This window comes from Ruegeria sp. F11 (assembly GCF_056533855.1).
Genome location: NZ_JBQFOW010000029.1, coordinates 1 through 18,116, shown reverse-complemented (window position 1 = coordinate 18,116; position 18,116 = coordinate 1). Strand labels below are relative to the sequence as shown.

19 protein-coding genes and 1 tRNA gene are annotated in these 18,116 nt (G+C 60.4%); 6 read left to right on the top strand and 14 right to left on the bottom strand.

The features are described from left to right. Nucleotides 1–213 precede the first annotated feature (213 nt). The 3 genes from ACR0NJ_RS20945 to ACR0NJ_RS20935 all read right to left on the bottom strand — a co-directional run bounded on the left by ACR0NJ_RS20945 (nt 214) and on the right by ACR0NJ_RS20935 (nt 3,286). The gene (locus ACR0NJ_RS20945; RefSeq protein WP_480819029.1) at nt 214–1,785 is read right to left on the bottom strand and encodes a DUF6538 domain-containing protein; all 1,572 of its coding nucleotides are present in this window, start codon (nt 1,783–1,785) and stop codon (nt 214–216) included. Nucleotides 1,786–1,874: 89 nt separating this feature from the next. After that, nucleotides 1,875–1,950, bottom strand: a tRNA-Val gene (locus ACR0NJ_RS20940). A gap of 82 nt (nt 1,951–2,032) precedes the next feature. After that, nucleotides 2,033–3,286 carry an aminotransferase class V-fold PLP-dependent enzyme gene (locus tag ACR0NJ_RS20935; protein WP_480819028.1) on the bottom strand — a complete coding sequence of 418 codons (1,254 nt, stop codon included), beginning with the start codon at nt 3,284–3,286 and terminating at the stop codon, nt 2,033–2,035. Between the two features lie 253 nt (nt 3,287–3,539). On the opposite strand from ACR0NJ_RS20935, the gene modA reads away from it, so the two are divergent. From modA to modC, 3 genes are read left to right on the top strand one after another with little or no spacing between them, the layout of a single operon-like run. Further along, entirely contained in the window at nt 3,540–4,316 is a 777-nt protein-coding gene (modA, locus tag ACR0NJ_RS20930) for a molybdate ABC transporter substrate-binding protein (protein ID WP_480819027.1), read from the top strand. Nucleotides 4,317–4,321: 5 nt separating this feature from the next. Continuing rightward, entirely contained in the window at nt 4,322–5,014 is a 693-nt protein-coding gene (gene modB, locus ACR0NJ_RS20925) for a molybdate ABC transporter permease subunit (protein ID WP_480819026.1), read from the top strand. Next, entirely contained in the window at nt 5,011–6,111 is a 1,101-nt protein-coding gene (gene modC / locus ACR0NJ_RS20920) for a molybdenum ABC transporter ATP-binding protein (protein ID WP_480819025.1), read from the top strand. Before modB ends, modC begins: the two co-directional genes overlap by 4 nt. Here modC and ACR0NJ_RS20915 read toward each other — a convergent pair. Next, nucleotides 6,108–7,031: a Hint domain-containing protein gene (locus tag ACR0NJ_RS20915; protein ID WP_480819024.1), complete on the bottom strand. Its 924-nt coding sequence runs from the start codon at nt 7,029–7,031 to the stop codon at nt 6,108–6,110. The genes modC and ACR0NJ_RS20915 overlap by 4 nt on opposite strands. Beyond that, nucleotides 7,032–7,544: a toxin-activating lysine-acyltransferase gene (locus tag ACR0NJ_RS20910; RefSeq protein ID WP_480819023.1), complete on the bottom strand. Its 513-nt coding sequence runs from the start codon at nt 7,542–7,544 to the stop codon at nt 7,032–7,034. 160 nt (nt 7,545–7,704) lie between these two features. On the opposite strand from ACR0NJ_RS20910, the gene ACR0NJ_RS20905 reads away from it, so the two are divergent. After that, nucleotides 7,705–8,112, top strand: coding sequence for a hypothetical protein (locus ACR0NJ_RS20905; RefSeq protein ID WP_480819022.1), 408 nt, complete (start codon nt 7,705–7,707; stop codon nt 8,110–8,112). A gap of 3 nt (nt 8,113–8,115) precedes the next feature. Here the strand turns inward: ACR0NJ_RS20905 and hemF are convergent, their stop codons facing one another. Genes hemF through clpS form a run of 4 tightly spaced genes read right to left on the bottom strand, consistent with a single transcriptional unit; the run spans nt 8,116 to nt 11,175 of the window. Then, nucleotides 8,116–9,000 carry an oxygen-dependent coproporphyrinogen oxidase gene (hemF, locus tag ACR0NJ_RS20900; protein ID WP_480819021.1) on the bottom strand — a complete coding sequence of 295 codons (885 nt, stop codon included), beginning with the start codon at nt 8,998–9,000 and terminating at the stop codon, nt 8,116–8,118. 6 nt (nt 9,001–9,006) lie between these two features. Next, complete coding sequence (locus ACR0NJ_RS20895; protein WP_480819020.1) at nt 9,007–9,807, bottom strand: SDR family NAD(P)-dependent oxidoreductase; 801 nt, start codon at nt 9,805–9,807, stop codon at nt 9,007–9,009. A 37-nt stretch (nt 9,808–9,844) separates the two neighbouring features. Next, on the bottom strand, nt 9,845–10,807 hold the full coding sequence (locus tag ACR0NJ_RS20890; protein WP_480819019.1) for a class I SAM-dependent methyltransferase: 963 nt from the start codon (nt 10,805–10,807) through the stop codon (nt 9,845–9,847). A 26-nt stretch (nt 10,808–10,833) separates the two neighbouring features. After that, complete coding sequence (gene clpS / locus ACR0NJ_RS20885; RefSeq protein ID WP_480617469.1) at nt 10,834–11,175, bottom strand: ATP-dependent Clp protease adapter ClpS; 342 nt, start codon at nt 11,173–11,175, stop codon at nt 10,834–10,836. A gap of 93 nt (nt 11,176–11,268) precedes the next feature. On the opposite strand from clpS, the gene ACR0NJ_RS20880 reads away from it, so the two are divergent. Then, complete coding sequence (locus tag ACR0NJ_RS20880) at nt 11,269–11,970, top strand: HAD family hydrolase (RefSeq protein ID WP_480819018.1); 702 nt, start codon at nt 11,269–11,271, stop codon at nt 11,968–11,970. A 251-nt stretch (nt 11,971–12,221) separates the two neighbouring features. Continuing rightward, nucleotides 12,222–13,643: a D-alanyl-D-alanine carboxypeptidase family protein gene (locus ACR0NJ_RS20875; RefSeq protein WP_480819017.1), complete on the top strand. Its 1,422-nt coding sequence runs from the start codon at nt 12,222–12,224 to the stop codon at nt 13,641–13,643. Between the two features lie 60 nt (nt 13,644–13,703). Here the strand turns inward: ACR0NJ_RS20875 and ACR0NJ_RS20870 are convergent, their stop codons facing one another. The 5 genes from ACR0NJ_RS20870 to ACR0NJ_RS20850 all read right to left on the bottom strand — a co-directional run. Next, complete coding sequence (locus tag ACR0NJ_RS20870) at nt 13,704–14,951, bottom strand: hypothetical protein (protein WP_480819016.1); 1,248 nt, start codon at nt 14,949–14,951, stop codon at nt 13,704–13,706. 171 nt (nt 14,952–15,122) lie between these two features. Next, nucleotides 15,123–15,884, bottom strand: a complete 762-nt coding sequence (locus ACR0NJ_RS20865) for a LamB/YcsF family protein (protein WP_480819015.1) — start codon at nt 15,882–15,884, stop codon at nt 15,123–15,125. A gap of 12 nt (nt 15,885–15,896) precedes the next feature. Next, nucleotides 15,897–16,895 carry a 5-oxoprolinase subunit C family protein gene (locus tag ACR0NJ_RS20860; protein ID WP_480819014.1) on the bottom strand — a complete coding sequence of 333 codons (999 nt, stop codon included), beginning with the start codon at nt 16,893–16,895 and terminating at the stop codon, nt 15,897–15,899. Beyond that, on the bottom strand, nt 16,892–17,641 hold the full coding sequence (locus tag ACR0NJ_RS20855) for a 5-oxoprolinase subunit B family protein (protein WP_480819013.1): 750 nt from the start codon (nt 17,639–17,641) through the stop codon (nt 16,892–16,894). Before ACR0NJ_RS20855 ends, ACR0NJ_RS20860 begins: the two co-directional genes overlap by 4 nt. Before the next feature lie 283 nt (nt 17,642–17,924). Continuing rightward, a partial coding sequence (locus tag ACR0NJ_RS20850; protein WP_480819012.1) for a hypothetical protein occupies nt 17,925–18,116 on the bottom strand: 192 nt, incomplete at its 5' end.

Genomic DNA, 18,116 nt, shown 5'->3' with positions numbered 1-18,116 from the left:
CGCAAATCCGCCGCATAATCAAACAATCAGATGCGCCACACCCTCTCTTAGATCAGGCAGCCATCTGTCCCATAATCCCTGACGACGGACACTCTTAGAAGTGATGCAACATACGCTGCATGTGTTTGATATAGCGATGTTCTGGATGGGAATGCGCGGCGGGAGAAGCCTTAGAAAAACTTCCGGAAGGGGCAGTTCGAAAATTTGCGAACCCTAATTCCCACTCAGTTCGTACCAAGGCAAAAGTTCCACCGCATTGATCTTGGCTGCTAGAGTTACATCTCCATAGTCGTCGCCTGCCGTCTTCCCGGCATGCCCTTGGATGGCATCAACCACGCGATCTGAGATACCAAGTTCACGGCACTGCGTTTTGAAACGGTGCCTCCACGCATGATTGGGCAGCAACCCTTCTGGCGCCAGCCCGGACTTGGTTAGCCATTCAGCTAGCTGATTAGCTATACGCTTGGCCTTTCGTGAATAATCCTCATGCTTCGTGCCGCCGTGGAACATTGGGCCGGGTTTATGGGATTCAACAAAGTCAATGAAGCCTTCGCTTATGATCTGGGAGTGCAGTGGAGCGTCACGATATCCACCTGTCTTAACCGAACCGGCGTCGGGCGTAATCCGAACAACCCAATGCCCATCGATCTTGCGCACGTCTTCTTTGCGGATCTGAGTAATCTCTGAAACGCGCGCGCCAGTGAAGGCGCATATTATTGGTGCCCATCGTTTGGCGGCAACCAGATGTGATTTCTCTCTGATATAGCCGCGCTCATCTTCGTTGGGTTGGTAGGATCGGCTCGCCTTCAAGACCTTGTTTGCCTCGGGGTCCACATATCCACGTTCCCGAGCGTGCTGTTTCTTAGGCTTTGCCTGCCGCACGTTGGCTGCCGGATTCTCATCCAGCAATTCATTCTCGACTGCCCACGCAAACAGTGACCGGATGGTTGAGAGATACACATCGCTAACCGTCTTGGCCGACAAGTCGCACATCAGGAGATCACGCCATGCCAGCAGGTTTTTCTTAGTTACTCGTGTTGCGTCGTTGTGCTTTAGGTATTTGACCAGCTTATCGATAACCGGCTGTTGTCGACCTGTGCCAGACCGCATGAACCCGGCTTGCTGCCTGTGCGCAACGTAGTCTTTCCAGAGCTGTTTGATACTGACTGGAGTAGGGACGTTTTCCGGGGGCTGTGCATCCACAATGATTGGCGCAGTGGGTGTGCCCGTGAAGTCGCCTTCGTCGCGTTCAGCGGCGTGCGCAAGGGCTTCAAGTTCTGCTTGGCAAAGGGCACGTGCTATCGCGCGCCATTCGGTGCTGCCCGGAGCTGCATCCAGATTGCCACTAGCCCGGAAGCGTTCGATCTGCGCGCCGACCAGTTCGCCCATTTCTGCGTCGTTCGCGCTCCCAGCTGCGGCAGTGCGTAGGCGGTCAACCAACAGGTCATCTATGCCAACAGCAGAGTAGCGTGGATCATTTCTAAGCTGATCATCAAATGCCATGCGCTGGTGATAATGGCTGTGCGCAATCTGACCCGGTGCCAGTGGGTAGCGGGCCGGTGTGTTTGGCGGTTGGTTAGGATTGGCTTGCTGTTCTGCTGTGGCGATCTGGTGTTGAAGCTGAGCAACCGCCCCCGGAAGCAGCTTAAGCGCTTGACGGCGATCACCACCTAACGTGGTGCGGAGTTCTGTCTTGCCGATGATTCCACGCAGTTCTTTGGGCACCACAAGCCGGGCATGATACCGGCCATTGCGGTTGATTAAGTGCATCACCTTGCCTGCCATGGGAACACCTTTTGTAACTAAAGTTGTAACCTTGAAACGGACAAACGCCCTTATTTGCAAGAGTTTTCTTTAGTATCAAAGGGATAGTATGGTGGGTGATGAGAGACTCGAACTCCCGACATCTTCGGTGTAAACGAAGCGCTCTACCAACTGAGCTAATCACCCGTGACGGTGCATGTAGCCAAGCCTGCGCGTGGGTGCAAGAGGGTTGGCGCGAATTTCTTGGCCGGAGTTTGCGAAAGGCGCGTCAGGTGGACATCTCGTTTACGGCGGCCAGAAGTTGGGCAACTTCGCCTTCGGTGTTGTAGTGGCACAGTGAAATCCGGATGCAGTCGCTCAGGCCCAGCGGGGTCAGGACATTTCCGCTGTAGTGATCGGCCTTGCGGATATGGGTGCGAATGCCCTGTTCGTTCAGGCGGGTCACGACCTCGGCCGAAGGCGTATCGCGCACCATGATTGACACCAGCCCCTCGCGGGCGGGGTTGTCCGGGCCGGCCAGAATGGTGACGTGATCCATGTCCCGAAGGCCGGGTAGGTTGCCGGTGCCGTTGATCATCGCGTTGGTTAGGTGGGTTTCATAGGCGTGAATGGCGTGGCCCGCGGCCTCGATCCGGGCGCGGCGGTCGGGGCTGTCCGAGACCTGGCTGCCGAGCCAGTCGAAATAGGCGACGACATCCGACATGGTCGCGTAGGCTCCGGTGTCGCGGGTGCCGAATTCCCAGCCCTCGGCGGGGGCGTCGATCAACTGGTCGTGGGGCAGGGCGGTCAGCCTGTCGGATATCCAGGCGATGCCATATCCGTGGCGCGAGAACACTTTGTAGGGCGAGATCGCGTAGCCGTCGACGCCATAGCTGGTCAGGTCCAACTGGCCGTGGGCGACATGCTGGATGCCATCGACGATGATGAAGCAGTCCGGGGCCACGTCGCGGATGACTTGGGCGATAGCGGCGACATCCATGCCCATGCCCGTAACGGGTGAGGCGTGCAGGATGGTCGCGACAGACACATCGGGTGACATCAACGCGGCATAGGCGTCAGGAGTAACCAGACCGGTGGCGTCGTCATGGGGAACGTTGACGTAATCCAGCCCGGCAATCCCCGCCCAGCGGCGCGCGGCGCTGCGGCTGGCGGGGTGTTCGATGGAACTGCCGATCACTTTGCTACCCTTGGAAGCGTTCACGCAAGCAGTGCGGATCATGCGGAACAAAAGCTCGGTCCCGCTTTCGCCGACAAAGAACTGACCGCCCGAGGTGTTCATGAACACCGACAGGTCCGACTTGGCCGTGTTGATAATATCGACCAGTGCATGGCTGGCCACATTGTCCCGGCCCTGATTATCGGGAATGGCCGCGAATTTGGCCGAGGTCTCGACAACGGAGTTCAGGGTCAGCGCGCCACCGGCATTTTCGAAGAAGATGCGGTTACCTTGAAAAGGGCAGGCCTCGACATGGGCGAACCTGGCGCGGATGGCGTCAATCAGGCCGGGCGTTTCGTGCAGCATTGTCGATGTCCTGTCATGTTGGTTTGGCCGGGGCGACCTTGTGCCAGATTTCACCGGGTCGGTGGGCGGGATCAAGACCGATTGCGGCGTCTGTGGCCGTTGATCTGGCGAAAACGCCTCTTGGTGGGCGATTTTGCCGTGTTTGCAGCGATTTGAATGCGCTTCAGCGTCCAGAATTGGCAAAGATGCTTGCGTGTCACCTGCGGCCTCCGATATTCCCGTTGCGACTGTAACCCTTAGGTCCGGAGCGCACATGACCTTATCCTCGGTCCGCCGAGTTCTGACTGCGGTGCTGGTTCTTGGCGCATTGGCATTGGCACCGGTCCGGGCCGGGGCCGAGGGGGTTTTGGTGTTTGCTGCTGCCAGCCTTAAGACCGCGCTGGATCAGATAGTTCCGGAATTTGAACAGCAGACAGGGCAGACCGTTACGGTGTCATACGCGGCGTCCTCGGTTCTGGCGCGGCAGATACAGTTGGGGGCACCGGCAGATGTCTTTATTTCTGCAAACCCCGACTGGATGGATGTGCTGCAGGATGGAAAACTGATCAATGCTGCCTCGCGCTTTGATCTGCTGGGCAATGGTCTGGTACTGATCGGTGATGCGGGCAAGACCCCGGTTGGGCAGATCGGGCCGGACTACGATCTGGCGGCTGAACTGGGGCAGGGCTATCTGGCCATGGCGCTGGTCGATGCGGTTCCGGCAGGGATTTATGGCAAGGCCGCGTTGCAGGGGCTGGGGCTTTGGGACGAGGTACAGGATCGGGTTGCACAGGCGGATAATGTGCGCGCTGCTCTGGCGCTGGTGTCTGCCGGGGCCGTGCCCTTGGGGGTTGTGTACCGTTCCGATGCCCTTGTCGATCCCAGCGTCAGCGTCATCGGAACCATTCCGCCAGATACGCACCCTCCGATCATTTACCCAGCGGCGGCGGTAACTGCGGGGCCGAGCGCGCAGGCGTTTCTGGATCACCTGAAGACAGATGCAGCTGGTGCCGTATTCAAAGCGCAGGGTTTCACCCTGCCGCAAGGATGAGTGGCATGGACTGGCTTGGCCCTGCGGAACTTGAAGCGCTGAAACTGTCGCTGCGCGTGTCGTTCTGGGCCACGCTGGCGACGTTGCCGTTTGGCATCTTCGTGGCTTACGCCCTTGCCCGTTGGCGGTTTCCTGGGCGGCAGATTCTGAACGGGCTCGTGCATCTGCCCCTGATCCTGCCGCCGGTTGTGACCGGCTATCTGCTGTTGCTGACTTTTGGTCTGCAAGCGCCTGTGGGTCGGTTTTTGGCCGAATTCGGCATCGTCTTTGCCTTCCGCTGGACGGGGGCCGCGCTGGCGGCTGGCATCGTGGCTTTTCCCCTGATGGTCCGGGCTATTCGCTTGTCGATCGAGGCGGTGGACCCAAAGCTGGAACAGGCGGGCGCAACGCTGGGTGCATCGCGCCCGTTTGTCTTTGCGACTGTGACTTTGCCGATGATCCTACCCGGCGTGATCGCCGGGGCCATTCTGGCCTTCGCCAAGGCGATGGGAGAGTTCGGGGCCACGATCACATTTGTTTCCAACATTCCGGGACAGACACAGACCCTGCCCTCGGCGGTCTACGCATTTCTGCAGGTGCCGGGGGGGGAGAGTGCGGCGACGCGATTGGTCGTCATCTCAATCATCATCGCTATGGGCGCGCTGCTGTTGTCGGAATATGTCGGACGGCGCGTGGCGGCACGGGTGGCCGGGTCATGAGCCTTTCCGTCCGTTTGCAACACCACTTGCCCGGGATCGATCTTGACCTCGATTTCGAGGCTCCGCGCGGCGTGACGGTTCTGTTTGGCCGGTCAGGGTCTGGCAAGACCACTGTTGTTAACGCGGTGGCTGGGTTGCTGCGACCCAGCGCCGGACGCGTTTCTGTCGAGGGGTGGGAGCTGTTCGATACGGCAAAAGGCCACTGGCTGCCGCCCCATCGGCGCCGGCTGGGATATATCTTTCAGGAAGGACGGCTGTTCCCGCATCTGACCGTGCGTCAGAACCTAGCTTATGGCCGCTGGTTCGCCCCGCGCGGCGCGCCGCGTGAAAATCCGGATAAGGTGGTCGAAATGCTGGGGGTCGGTCACTTGCTGGACCGCCGTCCGGCACGCCTGTCGGGCGGGGAGAAGCAGCGTGTCGCCATTGGCCGCGCCTTGTTGGCCAGCCCGCGCCTGATTCTGGCGGACGAGCCTTTGGCGGCGCTGGACGATGCGCGCAAGGCCGAGATTTTACCCTATTTCGAGAACCTCAGGGACGAGGTGTCGGTGCCGATCCTGTATGTCACCCATTCCGCAGCAGAAGTGGCGCGGCTGGCGACTTCGGTCGTCGCGCTGCAGGACGGCAAGGTTTTGCGGCACGGACCCGCATCCGAGATTTTGTCGGACCCCGCCGTAGCGCCTGCGGGGGTGCGGGCGGTTGGTGCGGTGCTGCAGGTTCGGGTGGTGCAGCATCATCCGGACGGGCTGACTGAGCTTGACGCCAGCGGTGCCCGCTTGTTTTTGCCGCGCATCCAGCACAAGGTCGGAGAGATGTTGCGCATTCGCATCCCGGCGCAAGAAGTAATCTTGTCCAGCAAGCCGCCCGAAGGGTTATCGGCCCTGAACGTTTTGTCCGGAACCGTCGATGCCATCCGGGCCGGGGAAGGGCCGGGGGCAATTGTGTCGATCAAAACCCCGGCCGGGGTAATTCTGGCACGTGTCACCCGCCGGTCGGTTGCCGCGCTTGATCTTCAGCCTGGGACCGCTTGCCATGCGGTTATCAAAACCGTCGCTCTGGCCCCTCAGAATGTGGGTGGGCGCATACGGTCGGCGGACTAAGCCGGGACGAGCGCCCGCGCCTCGTGCGCGCGCAGGATCAACCGCGCGGCCCGTCCGAACCCCGGCCCCTGCGGCGTCGGGCGATCCGGGAAAATGGCTGCCAGTTCCTGCAGCCCGTCCGAGGACAGCCCGTACAATGCCTCATCCCCCAGAAACAGGCTTTCGGCCCGCGCGCCCTCGGCCATCAGGATCTCGTGTCGGTCCAGCAAGATGTGCAGGTATTCGACCGGCTCGTCAGAGGTTTCAACGGATATTCCGGGCCACGTGCAAAGATGTTTGGCTGCGATCAGCACTTCGCTTGCGCCGAACAGCAACTCGACCCGTGGGCCGCTAACCAGAATGCGGTGCTGCTGCGACACCAAAAGATCGCGATTGGGGGCGTTCGGGCCAAGACTGCCTGCGGTGATGCGAACCGGGCGCAGGGACGGGTTTCTGCGCAATCGATCCGGCGGCAGGGTATTGCTTTCGATCCAGCGAATGGGTTGCCACCCGTGGTCGGCGGTCCAGACCGCATCGCCCGCCGCAAGCGTCTCGATCAGCTGCGCGCCCTGTTCGGTTTCGATCAGCGTCCCGGCGGTGAAACACACGCCTTCGATCCGGATGGTGATGTCGGTCGTGCCGAAGAACGGCAGGTTGCCGATACCGGTGGCAATCGTACCGGTGACGTTGACCGTGAACGTGTCGAACACCACCTGATTGTTGTCCAAGCTGTCGAAGAACGCGGGGTCCACGGTATAGGTCCAGTCGCCCGTATTCGGATCAATGGTGGCGGTGCCATTGGCGGGCGGCGTGGCAATCGTCCAGTCCTGGGTGACGATCGGCAGGGTGCCATCGCCCAGCGTCAGCGCCCCCGTCGCTATGTTCGGAGGGTCCCCGGTCACGCCGCCGGTCAGGTCGCCTGTGACTGGAATTGAGACCATTTATGACTCGCCCTGTTGCAGTTTGCGTTCGAACTCTTTCTTTCGGTACAGGTGCATCGTCACCTCGCCTGCTTCGTCGCGCGTCCACTCGACGATCCGGTTGCGGGTCAGATCGCTGTCCATGCGGTTGGTGCGCACGCGCGGGTGCGGAATTTCCGTCTTCAGAATATCCACGATTTGGCTGGTTTGTCCAAACGGAGCCACCATATCGATGATCCAGAAGGACGGACCGCTGGTGAAATCGGCGTCGGTCAGGGATTTTTCCTGCACTGCATACCGGTATTCCGCTTCGGTACTGAGACCGGCAAAGGTCACGAAACCGCGCGGAAAGCCGTTCTGCCGGAAGATGTGGTACTGCCCCAGCCGCAAGGGGGTTTCAAACGCGTAAAGAACCTGAGCAAGGCTGCGTTTCTGATGCGTTTTGGTCAGGCCAGCCAGATAGAACATCGCCCCGAAATCCGCGTATTTTTCGGGCGGGATGTCGAACCAGTCCTTTGGAAACGATCTGCTCAAGACGCACCCAACGTTCAATCATATCTGGATGTTAGCCAAGCTGGTGTCGTATTGATACCGTTTTCTCGGGCGCGCGCGAGGCAAAGTGAACAGCTTTACTCACATGGCCGGGGCCTTATGTTACACGTTATCGTGAGTTTGATTTTCGGAGGGTGCGGGGATGCGGGTTTTCAGAACAGCAGCCGTTTTGGGGCTGATGGTGTTGCCTTGCGTTGCACAGGCGGTCGGCATCGGTTTGAGCGTCAAGCCTCTGAACCGGACCGAGGTCACGCCTTTGCAGAACGGCGTCTATCAAGTGAAAGGCGTGGGGTCTTCAGCACCGGTGAACTATTGGTGCGGGATCGGGGATTATGCCATCCGCACGCTTGGGGTGCCGAACTCGCAGCGCATCTACATCACGAAAGCCTATGAACCCGGTGTGCGCACGGTCGAGTTTTCCATGACCCCGCCGCCTGACGTTGACACCAATCCGGGCTATTCTGTCACCGTCAAGCGGGTGGGCGAGAACATGTCGGCGGTTTCGGCGCAGCAGTATTGCTATGACAACTTCATGGATTTTGGGTTCTGAGGGTCAGACCCATTTGGCCAGCGGCGGCAGGCTCATCAGAACCGCGTCCGGGTCGTGGCCGGTTTCAAGACCGAACTTGGTGCCCCGGTCGTAGATAAGGTTGTATTCGGCATAGAGCCCGCGATGCACCAGTTGCGTGTCTTTTTCGGCATCCGAGAATACTTGCACCCGGCGTTTTTCGACCAGCGGCAGAAAGGCGGGCAGGAAGGCCCGGCCAATATCCTGTGTCAGGGCAAAATCGGCCTGCCAGTCGCCGGTGCAATAATCATCCATGAAGATACCGCCGACACCCCGCGAGCGTTTGCGGTGCGGGATGTAGAAATACTCGTCGGCCCAGTCTTTCAGGCGCGGGTAGTGCCCCGGCCCATGCGGGTCCAGATGCGCTTTCTGGGTCGCGTGGAAATGGCCCGTGTCCTCATCATATTCGATGCAGGGGTTCAGGTCGGACCCGCCGCCGAACCACCAGGCATGTGGGGTCCAGAACATCCGCGTGTTCATGTGGACCGCAGGCACATGCGGGTTTTGCATATGCGCCACAAGGCTGATGCCCGACGCCCAGAACCGGGGGTCTTCGGTCATGCCAGGAATGCCCTTGCGCGCGGCCATCGCCTGTTGCGCCCGTTCGCCCAGCGTGCCGTAAACGGTTGAGACATTGACACCGACCTTTTCGAACACCCGCCCGCCGCGCATCACTGACATCAGGCCGCCCCCAGCGTCCGAGCCATCGTCGGATTGGCGCGTGGTCTCGCGGACCTCAAAACGCCCGGGTTTGGCATCTGAAAACGGGCCGGTGTCGTGGCTGTCTTCAAGCTGCTCAAAGGCGGCGACGATATCGTCGCGCAATTGGCGGAACCAGCCCGAAGCGGTGGATTTTTCGGTGTCAAACATGGGGGGTTAATGCGCCGGGGCTGCGACGGGGTCCAGCAGGGTTCTGCCGCCGTCGATTGTCAGGATTTGGCCGGTGATGAACCCGGCCGCGTCCGAGGCCAGAAACTGCGCGGTCTCGGTCAGTTCGGTGGGCGCCGCGATGCGGGCCAGCGGGGTGTGCTTTTCGATATCGTCGCGGAAATCCCGGTTTTCCTTGAGTGTCGATTGTAGCGAGGCGCTCATCACCGATCCCAGCGCAATCGAGTTTACACGGATTCTGTTCGGGGCCAGCGCGACAGCCAGAGACCGGGTCATCTGATCCAGCGCTGCGGTGGACACGGAATAAGCCATGAGGTCTGGATGGGTCCGGCGCGCGGCGATGGACGACAGGTTGATGATCGACCCCGCGACCGAGTCGTTATCATCCCCCGCCTGCTTGATCATGCGCTTGGCGACCGACTGGCTCAGGCGCAGGGCCGGCATGAGGTTCTGGTTCAGCAGGGTGCGGACTGAGTCGTCGTCCGTATCCAGCGGGTCCGACTGGATCACCTGCCGTGCGCCGTTGATCAGAATGTCGACCTGATCGAACGCGTCCAGCGTGGCAGAAAGCAGGTTGGCAATCGTAAGTTTCTCGCGCAGATCACCCGCGAAGTAGCGGATGTTGCTGTCATCGGCCTCTTTCCCCAGCTCATCGACCAGGCGCTTTTCGTCCATGTCGGCGAACATGACATTTGCCCCGGCATCCGCGAAATGCCGCCCGATGGCCAGCCCGATCCCGTTGGCACCGCCTGTTACAATCGCTGTCTTGCCAGCTATGGAAAAGGACATCCGAATCCTCCTGAGTTGCGGGGCAGGTTAGCGGGCCTCATCGCCGAGGGCGAGAGGCGTGAAACACCTTGAACCGATTGTCGCCTGCGACTTCCTGAACCTTCTGGAACGTGTCGGTCAATGTGGCCTCGTAGGGCAGGTGGCGGTTAGCGACCATCCACAGATCGCCGTTGCGGGACAGGTTGCGTGCGGCTGAGGCGATGAAGCCTTGCCCCAGCGCCGGGTCGGCGCTGCGTGAGGTGTGGAAGGGCGGGTTCATAATGACGGTGTCGAGGGGCTCGGGGGCCTTCCACCTCACCGCATCGGCCCAGTGAAACTGCGCGCGCTCATTTCGTACGTTGGCGCGGGCACAGGTTAGGGCGGTGTGGTCGGCCTCGACCAGATGCAGCGATGTGATCTTGTCGCTTTTCAGACCCGCCGACAGATACCCCCATCCGGCCCCCAGATCGGCCAGTTTTGGGCCAAGCTGCGCGGGCAGGGATTGCAGCAGCAGCGCCGAGGCAGGATCGACCCCATCGGCGGAAAACACGCCGGGGGCGGTGTGAAATCCATCGACCATCTGCGCTTCGGGCGCAGCCCAGTCCGCAAAGGCCTGTTGGTCGGACTGGAACCAGAAAATCTTGCCATGTGCTTTGGCAAGAGGCCCCTGAACCGAGGCGCGCTTGCGAATGTCTTTCAGCACGCTGTCCACGCCGTTGGTCTTCGCGCCATCCACAACGATCACACCGCTCGCCCGCGCACATGCCTGATGGATCAGCGCCCGGGCCTGCGCCTTGGCGCGGGGCAGAAACACAACCGCGTCCTGACAGGGGCCATCCGCCTCGGGCACCGTGGCAAACCCGAGGCTGGCGAAATGGTCGTGAAACGGTTTGAACGGCTGCACGATCTGCGTCTCGCGCGGCAGGTCGGACAGGTCGGTCTCGGGCGTGGGGCCGATCACCGCCAGCGGCTGCGACAAAGACAGGCCGCTTTGCAAGGCAAGTTCCAGACGTGGGGACATGGCTGATTCCGATTAGGCCGGGCGCGTTATTCTTCGCGCTCCATGGTGCATTGCAGCGGGTGCTGGTGCCTGCGGGCGAAATCCATCACCTGACCGACCTTGGTTTCGGCAATCTCGTGGCTGAACACCCCCACCACGGCCACGCCTTTCTTGTGGACCGTCAGCATGATCTCGAACGCCTGCGCATGGGTCATGCCGAAGAAGCGTTCCAGCACATGCACAACGAACTCCATCGGGGTGTAGTCGTCATTCAGCAGCAGCACTTTATAAAGCGGCGGACGCTTGGTCTTGGGGCGCGTCTGTACCAGGACAGACGCATCGGCGTCGTCATCCGGGTCGTCAGACATCATCCATTGGTTTTCCAGCATCGCGTGCAACCGTCCGATTCAGGCTTTTGGTTTATCTGGTCGCTTATATAACGTGGGCGCGGCCAGAGAAAAGAGCAAGCAGGCGGAAATGGGATGCAGAAAAAACTCACCACAATCGGGTTCGATGCAGATGACACGCTGTGGCATAATGAGCGGTTTTTTCAACTGACCCAGGACTATTTCGCCGACCTGCTGGTCGATCATGCGGAACGCGACCACCTGATGGAGCGTTTGCTGTCCGCAGAAAAGCGCAACATTCAGCACTATGGGTACGGCATCAAGGGCTTTACCTTGTCGATGATTGAAACCGCCATCGAGGTGACCGAAGACCGCGTTCCAGCCTCGGTCATTCGTCAACTGATCGAAGCGGGGCAAGAGATGTTGGCCCATCCCATCGAACTGCTGCCCCACGCACGCGAGGCGATCGAGGCGGTAGCGGACTCTCACCGCGTCGGGCTGATCACCAAGGGCGACCTGATTGATCAGGAGCGCAAGCTGGCGCAATCGGGGCTGGGCGATTTGTTCGACTGGGTTGAGATCGTCTCGGAAAAGACCGCCGGAACCTATCGCGATATCTTTGGCCAGCATGGCGATGGGCCGGACGCCGCGATGATGGTCGGCAACTCGATGCGGTCAGATGTGGTGGCTCCGATTCAGGCGGGCTGCTGGGGCGTGTACGTCCCACATGGGCTGGTGTGGGAGGTTGAGCACGCAGAAACCCCGGCAGACAACCCGCGATTCCGCGCGCTGCAGGATCTGGGGGATTTAGCCGATCTGGTGCGCGCGCTGAGCTGATGTTGCCATTTCGCCTCAGTCATCAAAAATCCGTGCCCAAACCTGCCTCGTTCCCGCCATGATCGCGCATTTGGTGTGCGTTAGACCTCGGTTCCGCTAGATATAGAGGTCGCAGAGGGCCCTTCAAATCCTGCGCTTCCTGCAGCTTTCGGTTTATTTGATGGCTCTCCTGTGCTAGCCTGAATGCTAACAAAATAATAACAGGCTGACCGGGAATACCCGGCGGCGCGAGGCAGACAGAGGCAAAGATCGTGCAGATTCGGCGGACAGTTCCGGCCCGGACGGGCTTATTCCTCATAGCAATCCTGTGTGTGCTGGCGTTTGCGCCGCTCAAGGCGCTTGCAGCACCCTACGCCGCGATGGTGATCGACGCCCGAACGGGCGAGGTTCTGCATTCGCGCAACGCCGATACCCGGCTGCACCCGGCTTCACTGACCAAGATGATGACGCTGTACATTGCGTTCGAAGCGGTGCGGAACGGTGAGATTGACTTGGACACGCAGGTGCGCATCACCAAGAAGGCCGCGGCTGAGCCGCCTTCGAAACTGGGTCTGCGTTCGGGGCAGCGGATTGCTTTCCGCTATCTGATCCGGGCGGCAGCGGTGAAATCGGCCAATGACGCGGCCACGGCCATCGGGATCGCCATCAGCGGGTCCGAGGCGGCCTTTGCCCGCCGCATGACCCGCACCGCCAAGGCGATGGGGATGAGCCGGACGACCTTCAAGAACGCCCATGGCCTGACCGAATCCGGGCATCTGTCCACCGCGCGCGACATGACCACGCTGGGGCGGCATTTGCTCTATGATTATCCGCAGTATTACAACCTGTTCTCGCGCCAATCGACTCATGCGGGGATCAAGACGGTGCCGAACACCAACCGGCGTCTGCTGGCAGCCTATAAAGGCGCAGACGGAATCAAGACTGGTTACACCCGTGCGGCGGGGTTCAACCTTGTGGCCTCGGCCAAGCGCAATGATGAACGGATCATTGCCACGGTGTTTGGTGGCAAATCGGGTGCCTCGCGCAATGCCAAGGTGGCCGAGTTGCTGGACATGGGCTTCCGCCGTGCCCCGTCGCGTGCGCCGATCCGCAAACCGGCCCGCCCTGCCTATGCCGGGAACACAGGGCTGGGCGTTTCGACCGATATCGCCCGCTTGACCGGTGCACCCAAGGTCAGTCTGCGCCCGATTGGGCGTCCGGTTGTGACGCAAGTTGCCAGCAACGTGGCCGAAACCGCAGACCAGAACCGCGACCGTATCCAAAGCGGCATCGCCGCAGCAATAGCACAGGCCGATATCGCGCCGACGGCCCCGCCGGTCGAAAGCTCGGACACACGTCCGGCGCTGCGGCCTGACAATCTGGTGCTGGCTTCGACCGAGCCTGCCGCACAACCCGAGCCCGAGCAAGAGGTCGTCACTCGTTTGTCCTCCTCCGGCGGGCATCTTTGGGGTGTCAATGTCGGGCGCTACACCACCCGATACGAGGCCGAGAAGGTTTTGCTGAAAACGGCCCTGTCGGAAATGACCACTCTGGAAGGCACGCTGCGCAAGGTGAACCAAAGCTCGCGCGGCTTTGAGGCGACATTTCAGGGCATGACCCGCGAACAGGCCGATCTGGCTTGCCGCCGGTTGCAGGCCCGGAACGTCACCTGTTTCATGATCGGGCCGTCATAAGACCCGAAACACTCTCTCCTGAATAATTCAGGGCCGCGATCAGATCGCGGCCCTTTTTTGTCAGTCAAAGACGTGGCCATGCTCGTATTGCTCGTCCTGACCGGCGGCAGCAGTCAGAGCGGCGACGTTATCCTTGGTGAAGAACCCGTCATAGTGATGGCAGCGTTCGATATACTCGGTGATCAGCAGCGTCAGTTTCGAGTGCTTTGAGAAGATCTGCTTGAGGTTCGGATCGTCTTTGCATTCCCCCACCACATGAGCCAGGAACGGCACGCCTTTGTCTTTCAGCGTGTTGACCACGAAATCGACGTTCTTTTCACCCGCCGCATGATCGCCATCCTGAATCTCGACCGCCATGTGATGTAGGCGTCGACCATAGTTGCGCACGAAATCCTCGGTCGGCATCGGCAGCTTGGCGAAAGAGTTCACGAAGGACGGCGTGTTGTTGGCCGTAAACACCTTGGCTGGCGACTTCTTGTCGTCATCCACATTGGCGTTGCGGTTCACATTGGTGGACGAGTTCATGTCGAAAATGTTGTACGCCCCCCAGAAATAGTAGGGCACCATCGTCAGAAATTCGAGGATCGCATCTTCGCGCTCACCCGCCAGAACCCGCGTGGCAAGGTGGTCGAAGCCCAGCATCAGGGGCCCGATCTTGGTGTCGGTGGCAAAGGCGGCGGCCTCGGCCAGACGCGCCTCTTCCGCATCGCTCAGCAGAACCTTGTCGCCCAAACCCAGACTGTCGGTGTCGTTGAAATCCAGCGTGGAATAGCCGACCCGGTTACAAGTGAAATCCGAGGGCGTGGTGAACAGGAAGCCGGGTTGCGTGTAAAACGGGTTCTCAGTGTCGCCCGCATATTCGAACCGGATGTTCTGATCTTCCAGTGTTTTGCCAAGATCTTTCAGATCGCGCGCCCCGAAAACCTCACCCACATATCGCGTCTGCGGGGTGCCCCGCGCCAGCGGGTACATGCGGTTGATGCGGGGGATGAAATCCTCGAACGTCTCACTCAGCGGGGCCATCAAGATCAGCGCCGGATATTCGGGATGCGAATGCAGGACGGCGAACTTATGCGTCGAGCCCAGATAGCTGGCCGTGTGGCGATAGGGCGTCATCACATACATCTCGACCATGGTGTCGAAAATGGCGTTCGGCTCGACCTGAATCACAATCGCGCGCATCGGCCCGACCTGATCGGCAACACCGGAACTGTCGCGCCGCTCGTAGATCATCGGCAGGTATTCGTGAAAAAACTCCGAGTTCTTTTTGTCGCCCCGAGGTTCATAGGACATCAGATCGAAAGACATGGGTGCCTCCTTGCGCAAAGCCTGGCAGCGGTCGGGGCGGCGGGGCCGCCCTGTCGCGAATTACGTTGCTTGAATTACGGGTTTCAGAACATGCACTTGCGGGCATGCTAGGGGTAGATGCCCGCCCGGGCAACAGTAAGAAACTGGGTAGTCTGTATTGCGCGGGCGTGACTATCTGGTGAATTTCGTCACATCCACGCCGCCGCTTATCAGATTTTCCCGGACCGAGCGGGCGATTTGCACCGCTGTTGGCCCGTCCCCATGCAGGCAAATCGTGTCGATTGAGGTTTCCAACCGCTTACCGGATTCGGTGATGATCGCCCCCTCCCGAACCATGTTCAGGATACGAGGGCCCGCGATATCGGCATCATGGATCACTGCGCCGGGCAGGCTGCGGTCGACTAGCGTGCCGTCGTCATTATAGGCGCGGTCGGCAAAGATCTCGCCCACCCATTTACAGCCCAACTCGCGCACGGCCTCTTCCTGTTTGGTGACGGCCAGCACCATGATGATAATGTCGGGGTCCACGTCCAGCGCACCCTGATAGCAGGCCCGTGCCATATCGATATCGACCGAACACATATTGGCCAGCGCCCCGTGCAGTTTCAGGTGGCGAACTTGGGTCCCGATTGCCGCGGCCATGCCCCGCGCCGCGCCCAGTTGATAGCGCACTAGGTTGCGCAAGGAGTCATGGGGCACTTTCATGTTGCGGCGACCAAAGCCCTGCAAGTCTGCAAAGCCCGGATGCGCCCCGATGCCCACATCGTTTTCAGCTGCCAATTCCATGGTCCTGGCCATCACGTCCCAATCCCCGGCATGAAAACCACAGGCGATATTAGCCGAGGTGATTATCTTCAGCAGGTTTTCATCATCGCCCATGTTCCAGGGGCCAAAGCTTTCCCCCATATCGGCATTCAGATCGACGCGCGGCATCGGCAAGTCTCCTTAGTCGGTGGCAGAGATCACTCCGCCGATCAATTGGTAGGACAACAGGTCCGGGATGTCATGAGGGTCGCGCACCAGCGGCTCGACCCGTTGGGGCAGGCGCGCGAGGTCGGATTCGAAAGCGGCCTGAAGCGCGATGGCCTGTTCCAGCGTTACAAATTCAAACCGGAGCGCACCGCCCGCCGGTGTCTGCGCGGCGCGCGGCATATCGCAGGGCAAAACGGTTGCGATACGGGGGTATCCGCCCGTGGTCTGGCATTCGGGTAGCAGGATGAAAGGGTTCCCGCTGCCGGTCATCTGGATGTCGCCGGGGGTGATGACCTCGGACAGGATGTTAAGCTGGCCTTTGGCGGCGAACCCGTCTCCGTCGCTTTCCAGTTGCATACCCATCCGGTTGGCGCGGGCGCCGCGCTTGAAATCCGTCCGCGTGAAACGGTCCAGCGTGGCCTGATCGAACAGCGGGGTCTGGAAACTGGCGATGACATGCAGCACGCCGCCCGAAAACCGGTCCTGCGGGATCAGGCGGAGGCCCGCCTCGCCCGTGTCGGCGACAGCTTCAAGCACATCTCCGTCCTGAATGGCGCGGCCCACCTTGGCCGTCAGATGCGTGGACCGGGACCCAAGGAATAGGTCGGATTGGATGCCGCCGCCTACATGCAGATACCCATAGGCACCTGTCAAAGTGGCCCCAATTGCAAGCTGCTGGCCCGTTTCCAAGCGATGCGAGGCGTTCCACGCAACCGGAGCACCATCAATACTGGCTTGCATAGGCGCACCCGTCAGGGCGATGCGGGTGGGTTTGGTGGCCTCAAACGCACCGCCCATCCCGCCCATTTCCAAAGCTGCGCAATCGGGACTTTGGTGCAGCAATGCCGCCCCTTCGTGCAGCGCCAGGATATCTGCGGCACCAGATCGGGACAGGCCTTGTTCCAGATACCCCGCGCGGCCTTGATCCTGAACCGTGCAGGCGGGGCCGATGCCGTGGACGATCAGGCTCATGACCCGATCTCCTGACAGGTCGCGCCGCCCATGCCGTCGCTGTTGTTCGCCCGGATGTCTTCCAGCTTCTCGCGGGACACGGGTTCAAAGATCATCTCATCGCCCGGATTCAAGGCAAAGCTCTGCTCCATCTCCGGGCGGAAACACCGGAACGCGGTTTGCCCGACATGCCGCCAGCCTGTGGGGGTCGGGCCCGAGAACAGGACGAATTGCGAAATCGCCAGAACCAATGCGCCTTCGGGGACCATGGGCGTCAGTTCCTGCAGGCGGGGAATATTGAATTCGGGCTCTAACGGCCCGAGATACGGTTGCCCGGGCGCAAAACCGATCGTCAGCACCCGAACGCGCGACCAGCCCAGACGCTCTATGGCGTCTTCCGGCGACAATCCTGCCGCCGCCGCCGCGTCCTCAAGCTGAGGCGCAAGATCCGTCCCGTAAACCGTCGGCACCCGCCAAAGCCTGCGTTGTTCAGGCAGCGGCGCGGTGTACCAATCCTGTTGTTCAAGCAGTTCGGACAGGCGTCGCGCGATCTCCGCATGCGCCAGGTGCCGCGTGTCGAACCTGACATAGGCGGATCCCAACGTCGCGGAAGTCTCGGTCACTCCGTCCCAGCGCTGTCGGTCAACGGCAGTTCGAAAGGCCAGCGCCGCCCGGTTCGCGGCCTCAGTCATCGTGTCGGAAAACGTCACCAGAACGCCGTCGAAACCAACGGTGCGAACAACCGGATACTGGGTGGCAAGCGTCATGAGCGTCCCGCATTTGGATCAGTAAGTCCCCTGACCGGACCAGACCGCATCCCGGCCTGATGCGCAAGGCTGGGAACAGCGGCACGCTTCGGTGCTTTGGGCCGTTGTTTTGACCGGTGAGGCCGGATTTGGTGAATCGAACAAGTGCTTCGAGTCGCGCAGCCTAGTACCTGCTTCGCTGGAACTCTCTATATATAGTGGTGAGCCATTTGAATGAATCGGGTTGGCCGTCGCTTGTGTTCGTTAAAAGCCGTGGAGGCGGCCTGTTTTTCGGCATTGATCTTCAATTAACATTTTGATTTTCAATGTGAAAAGATGAAAACGCAAAAAAATTGGCCTTTTTGTAATTTTCTGCTTGCGGCGGTTGTTTGTAGACCTTAGAACCCCCTTCACCGGCGCTGCTGAGGCGCTTGGGACGCGGCGGAAGCGGCGGTGACACACCGGAGAGACGGTGGGCATCTGAGGGAATGTGTTG

What these genes read in the sequence shown, in the direction of transcription:
- ACR0NJ_RS20945 (WP_480819029.1), bottom strand. Translation starts at nt 1,785, where the DNA reads ATGGCAGGCAAGGTGATGCACTTAATCAACCGCAATGGCCGGTATCAT.
- ACR0NJ_RS20935 (WP_480819028.1), bottom strand. Translation starts at nt 3,286, where the DNA reads ATGCTGCACGAAACGCCCGGCCTGATTGACGCCATCCGCGCCAGGTTC.
- modA (WP_480819027.1), top strand. Translation starts at nt 3,540, where the DNA reads ATGACCTTATCCTCGGTCCGCCGAGTTCTGACTGCGGTGCTGGTTCTT.
- modB (WP_480819026.1), top strand. Translation starts at nt 4,322, where the DNA reads ATGGACTGGCTTGGCCCTGCGGAACTTGAAGCGCTGAAACTGTCGCTG.
- modC (WP_480819025.1), top strand. Translation starts at nt 5,011, where the DNA reads ATGAGCCTTTCCGTCCGTTTGCAACACCACTTGCCCGGGATCGATCTT.
- ACR0NJ_RS20915 (WP_480819024.1), bottom strand. Translation starts at nt 7,031, where the DNA reads ATGGTCTCAATTCCAGTCACAGGCGACCTGACCGGCGGCGTGACCGGG.
- ACR0NJ_RS20905 (WP_480819022.1), top strand. Translation starts at nt 7,705, where the DNA reads ATGCGGGTTTTCAGAACAGCAGCCGTTTTGGGGCTGATGGTGTTGCCT.
- hemF (WP_480819021.1), bottom strand. Translation starts at nt 9,000, where the DNA reads ATGTTTGACACCGAAAAATCCACCGCTTCGGGCTGGTTCCGCCAATTG.
- ACR0NJ_RS20895 (WP_480819020.1), bottom strand. Translation starts at nt 9,807, where the DNA reads ATGTCCTTTTCCATAGCTGGCAAGACAGCGATTGTAACAGGCGGTGCC.
- ACR0NJ_RS20890 (WP_480819019.1), bottom strand. Translation starts at nt 10,807, where the DNA reads ATGTCCCCACGTCTGGAACTTGCCTTGCAAAGCGGCCTGTCTTTGTCG.
- clpS (WP_480617469.1), bottom strand. Translation starts at nt 11,175, where the DNA reads ATGCTGGAAAACCAATGGATGATGTCTGACGACCCGGATGACGACGCC.
- ACR0NJ_RS20880 (WP_480819018.1), top strand. Translation starts at nt 11,269, where the DNA reads ATGCAGAAAAAACTCACCACAATCGGGTTCGATGCAGATGACACGCTG.
- ACR0NJ_RS20870 (WP_480819016.1), bottom strand. Translation starts at nt 14,951, where the DNA reads ATGTCTTTCGATCTGATGTCCTATGAACCTCGGGGCGACAAAAAGAAC.
- ACR0NJ_RS20865 (WP_480819015.1), bottom strand. Translation starts at nt 15,884, where the DNA reads ATGCCGCGCGTCGATCTGAATGCCGATATGGGGGAAAGCTTTGGCCCC.
- ACR0NJ_RS20860 (WP_480819014.1), bottom strand. Translation starts at nt 16,895, where the DNA reads ATGAGCCTGATCGTCCACGGCATCGGCCCCGCCTGCACGGTTCAGGAT.
- ACR0NJ_RS20855 (WP_480819013.1), bottom strand. Translation starts at nt 17,641, where the DNA reads ATGACGCTTGCCACCCAGTATCCGGTTGTTCGCACCGTTGGTTTCGAC.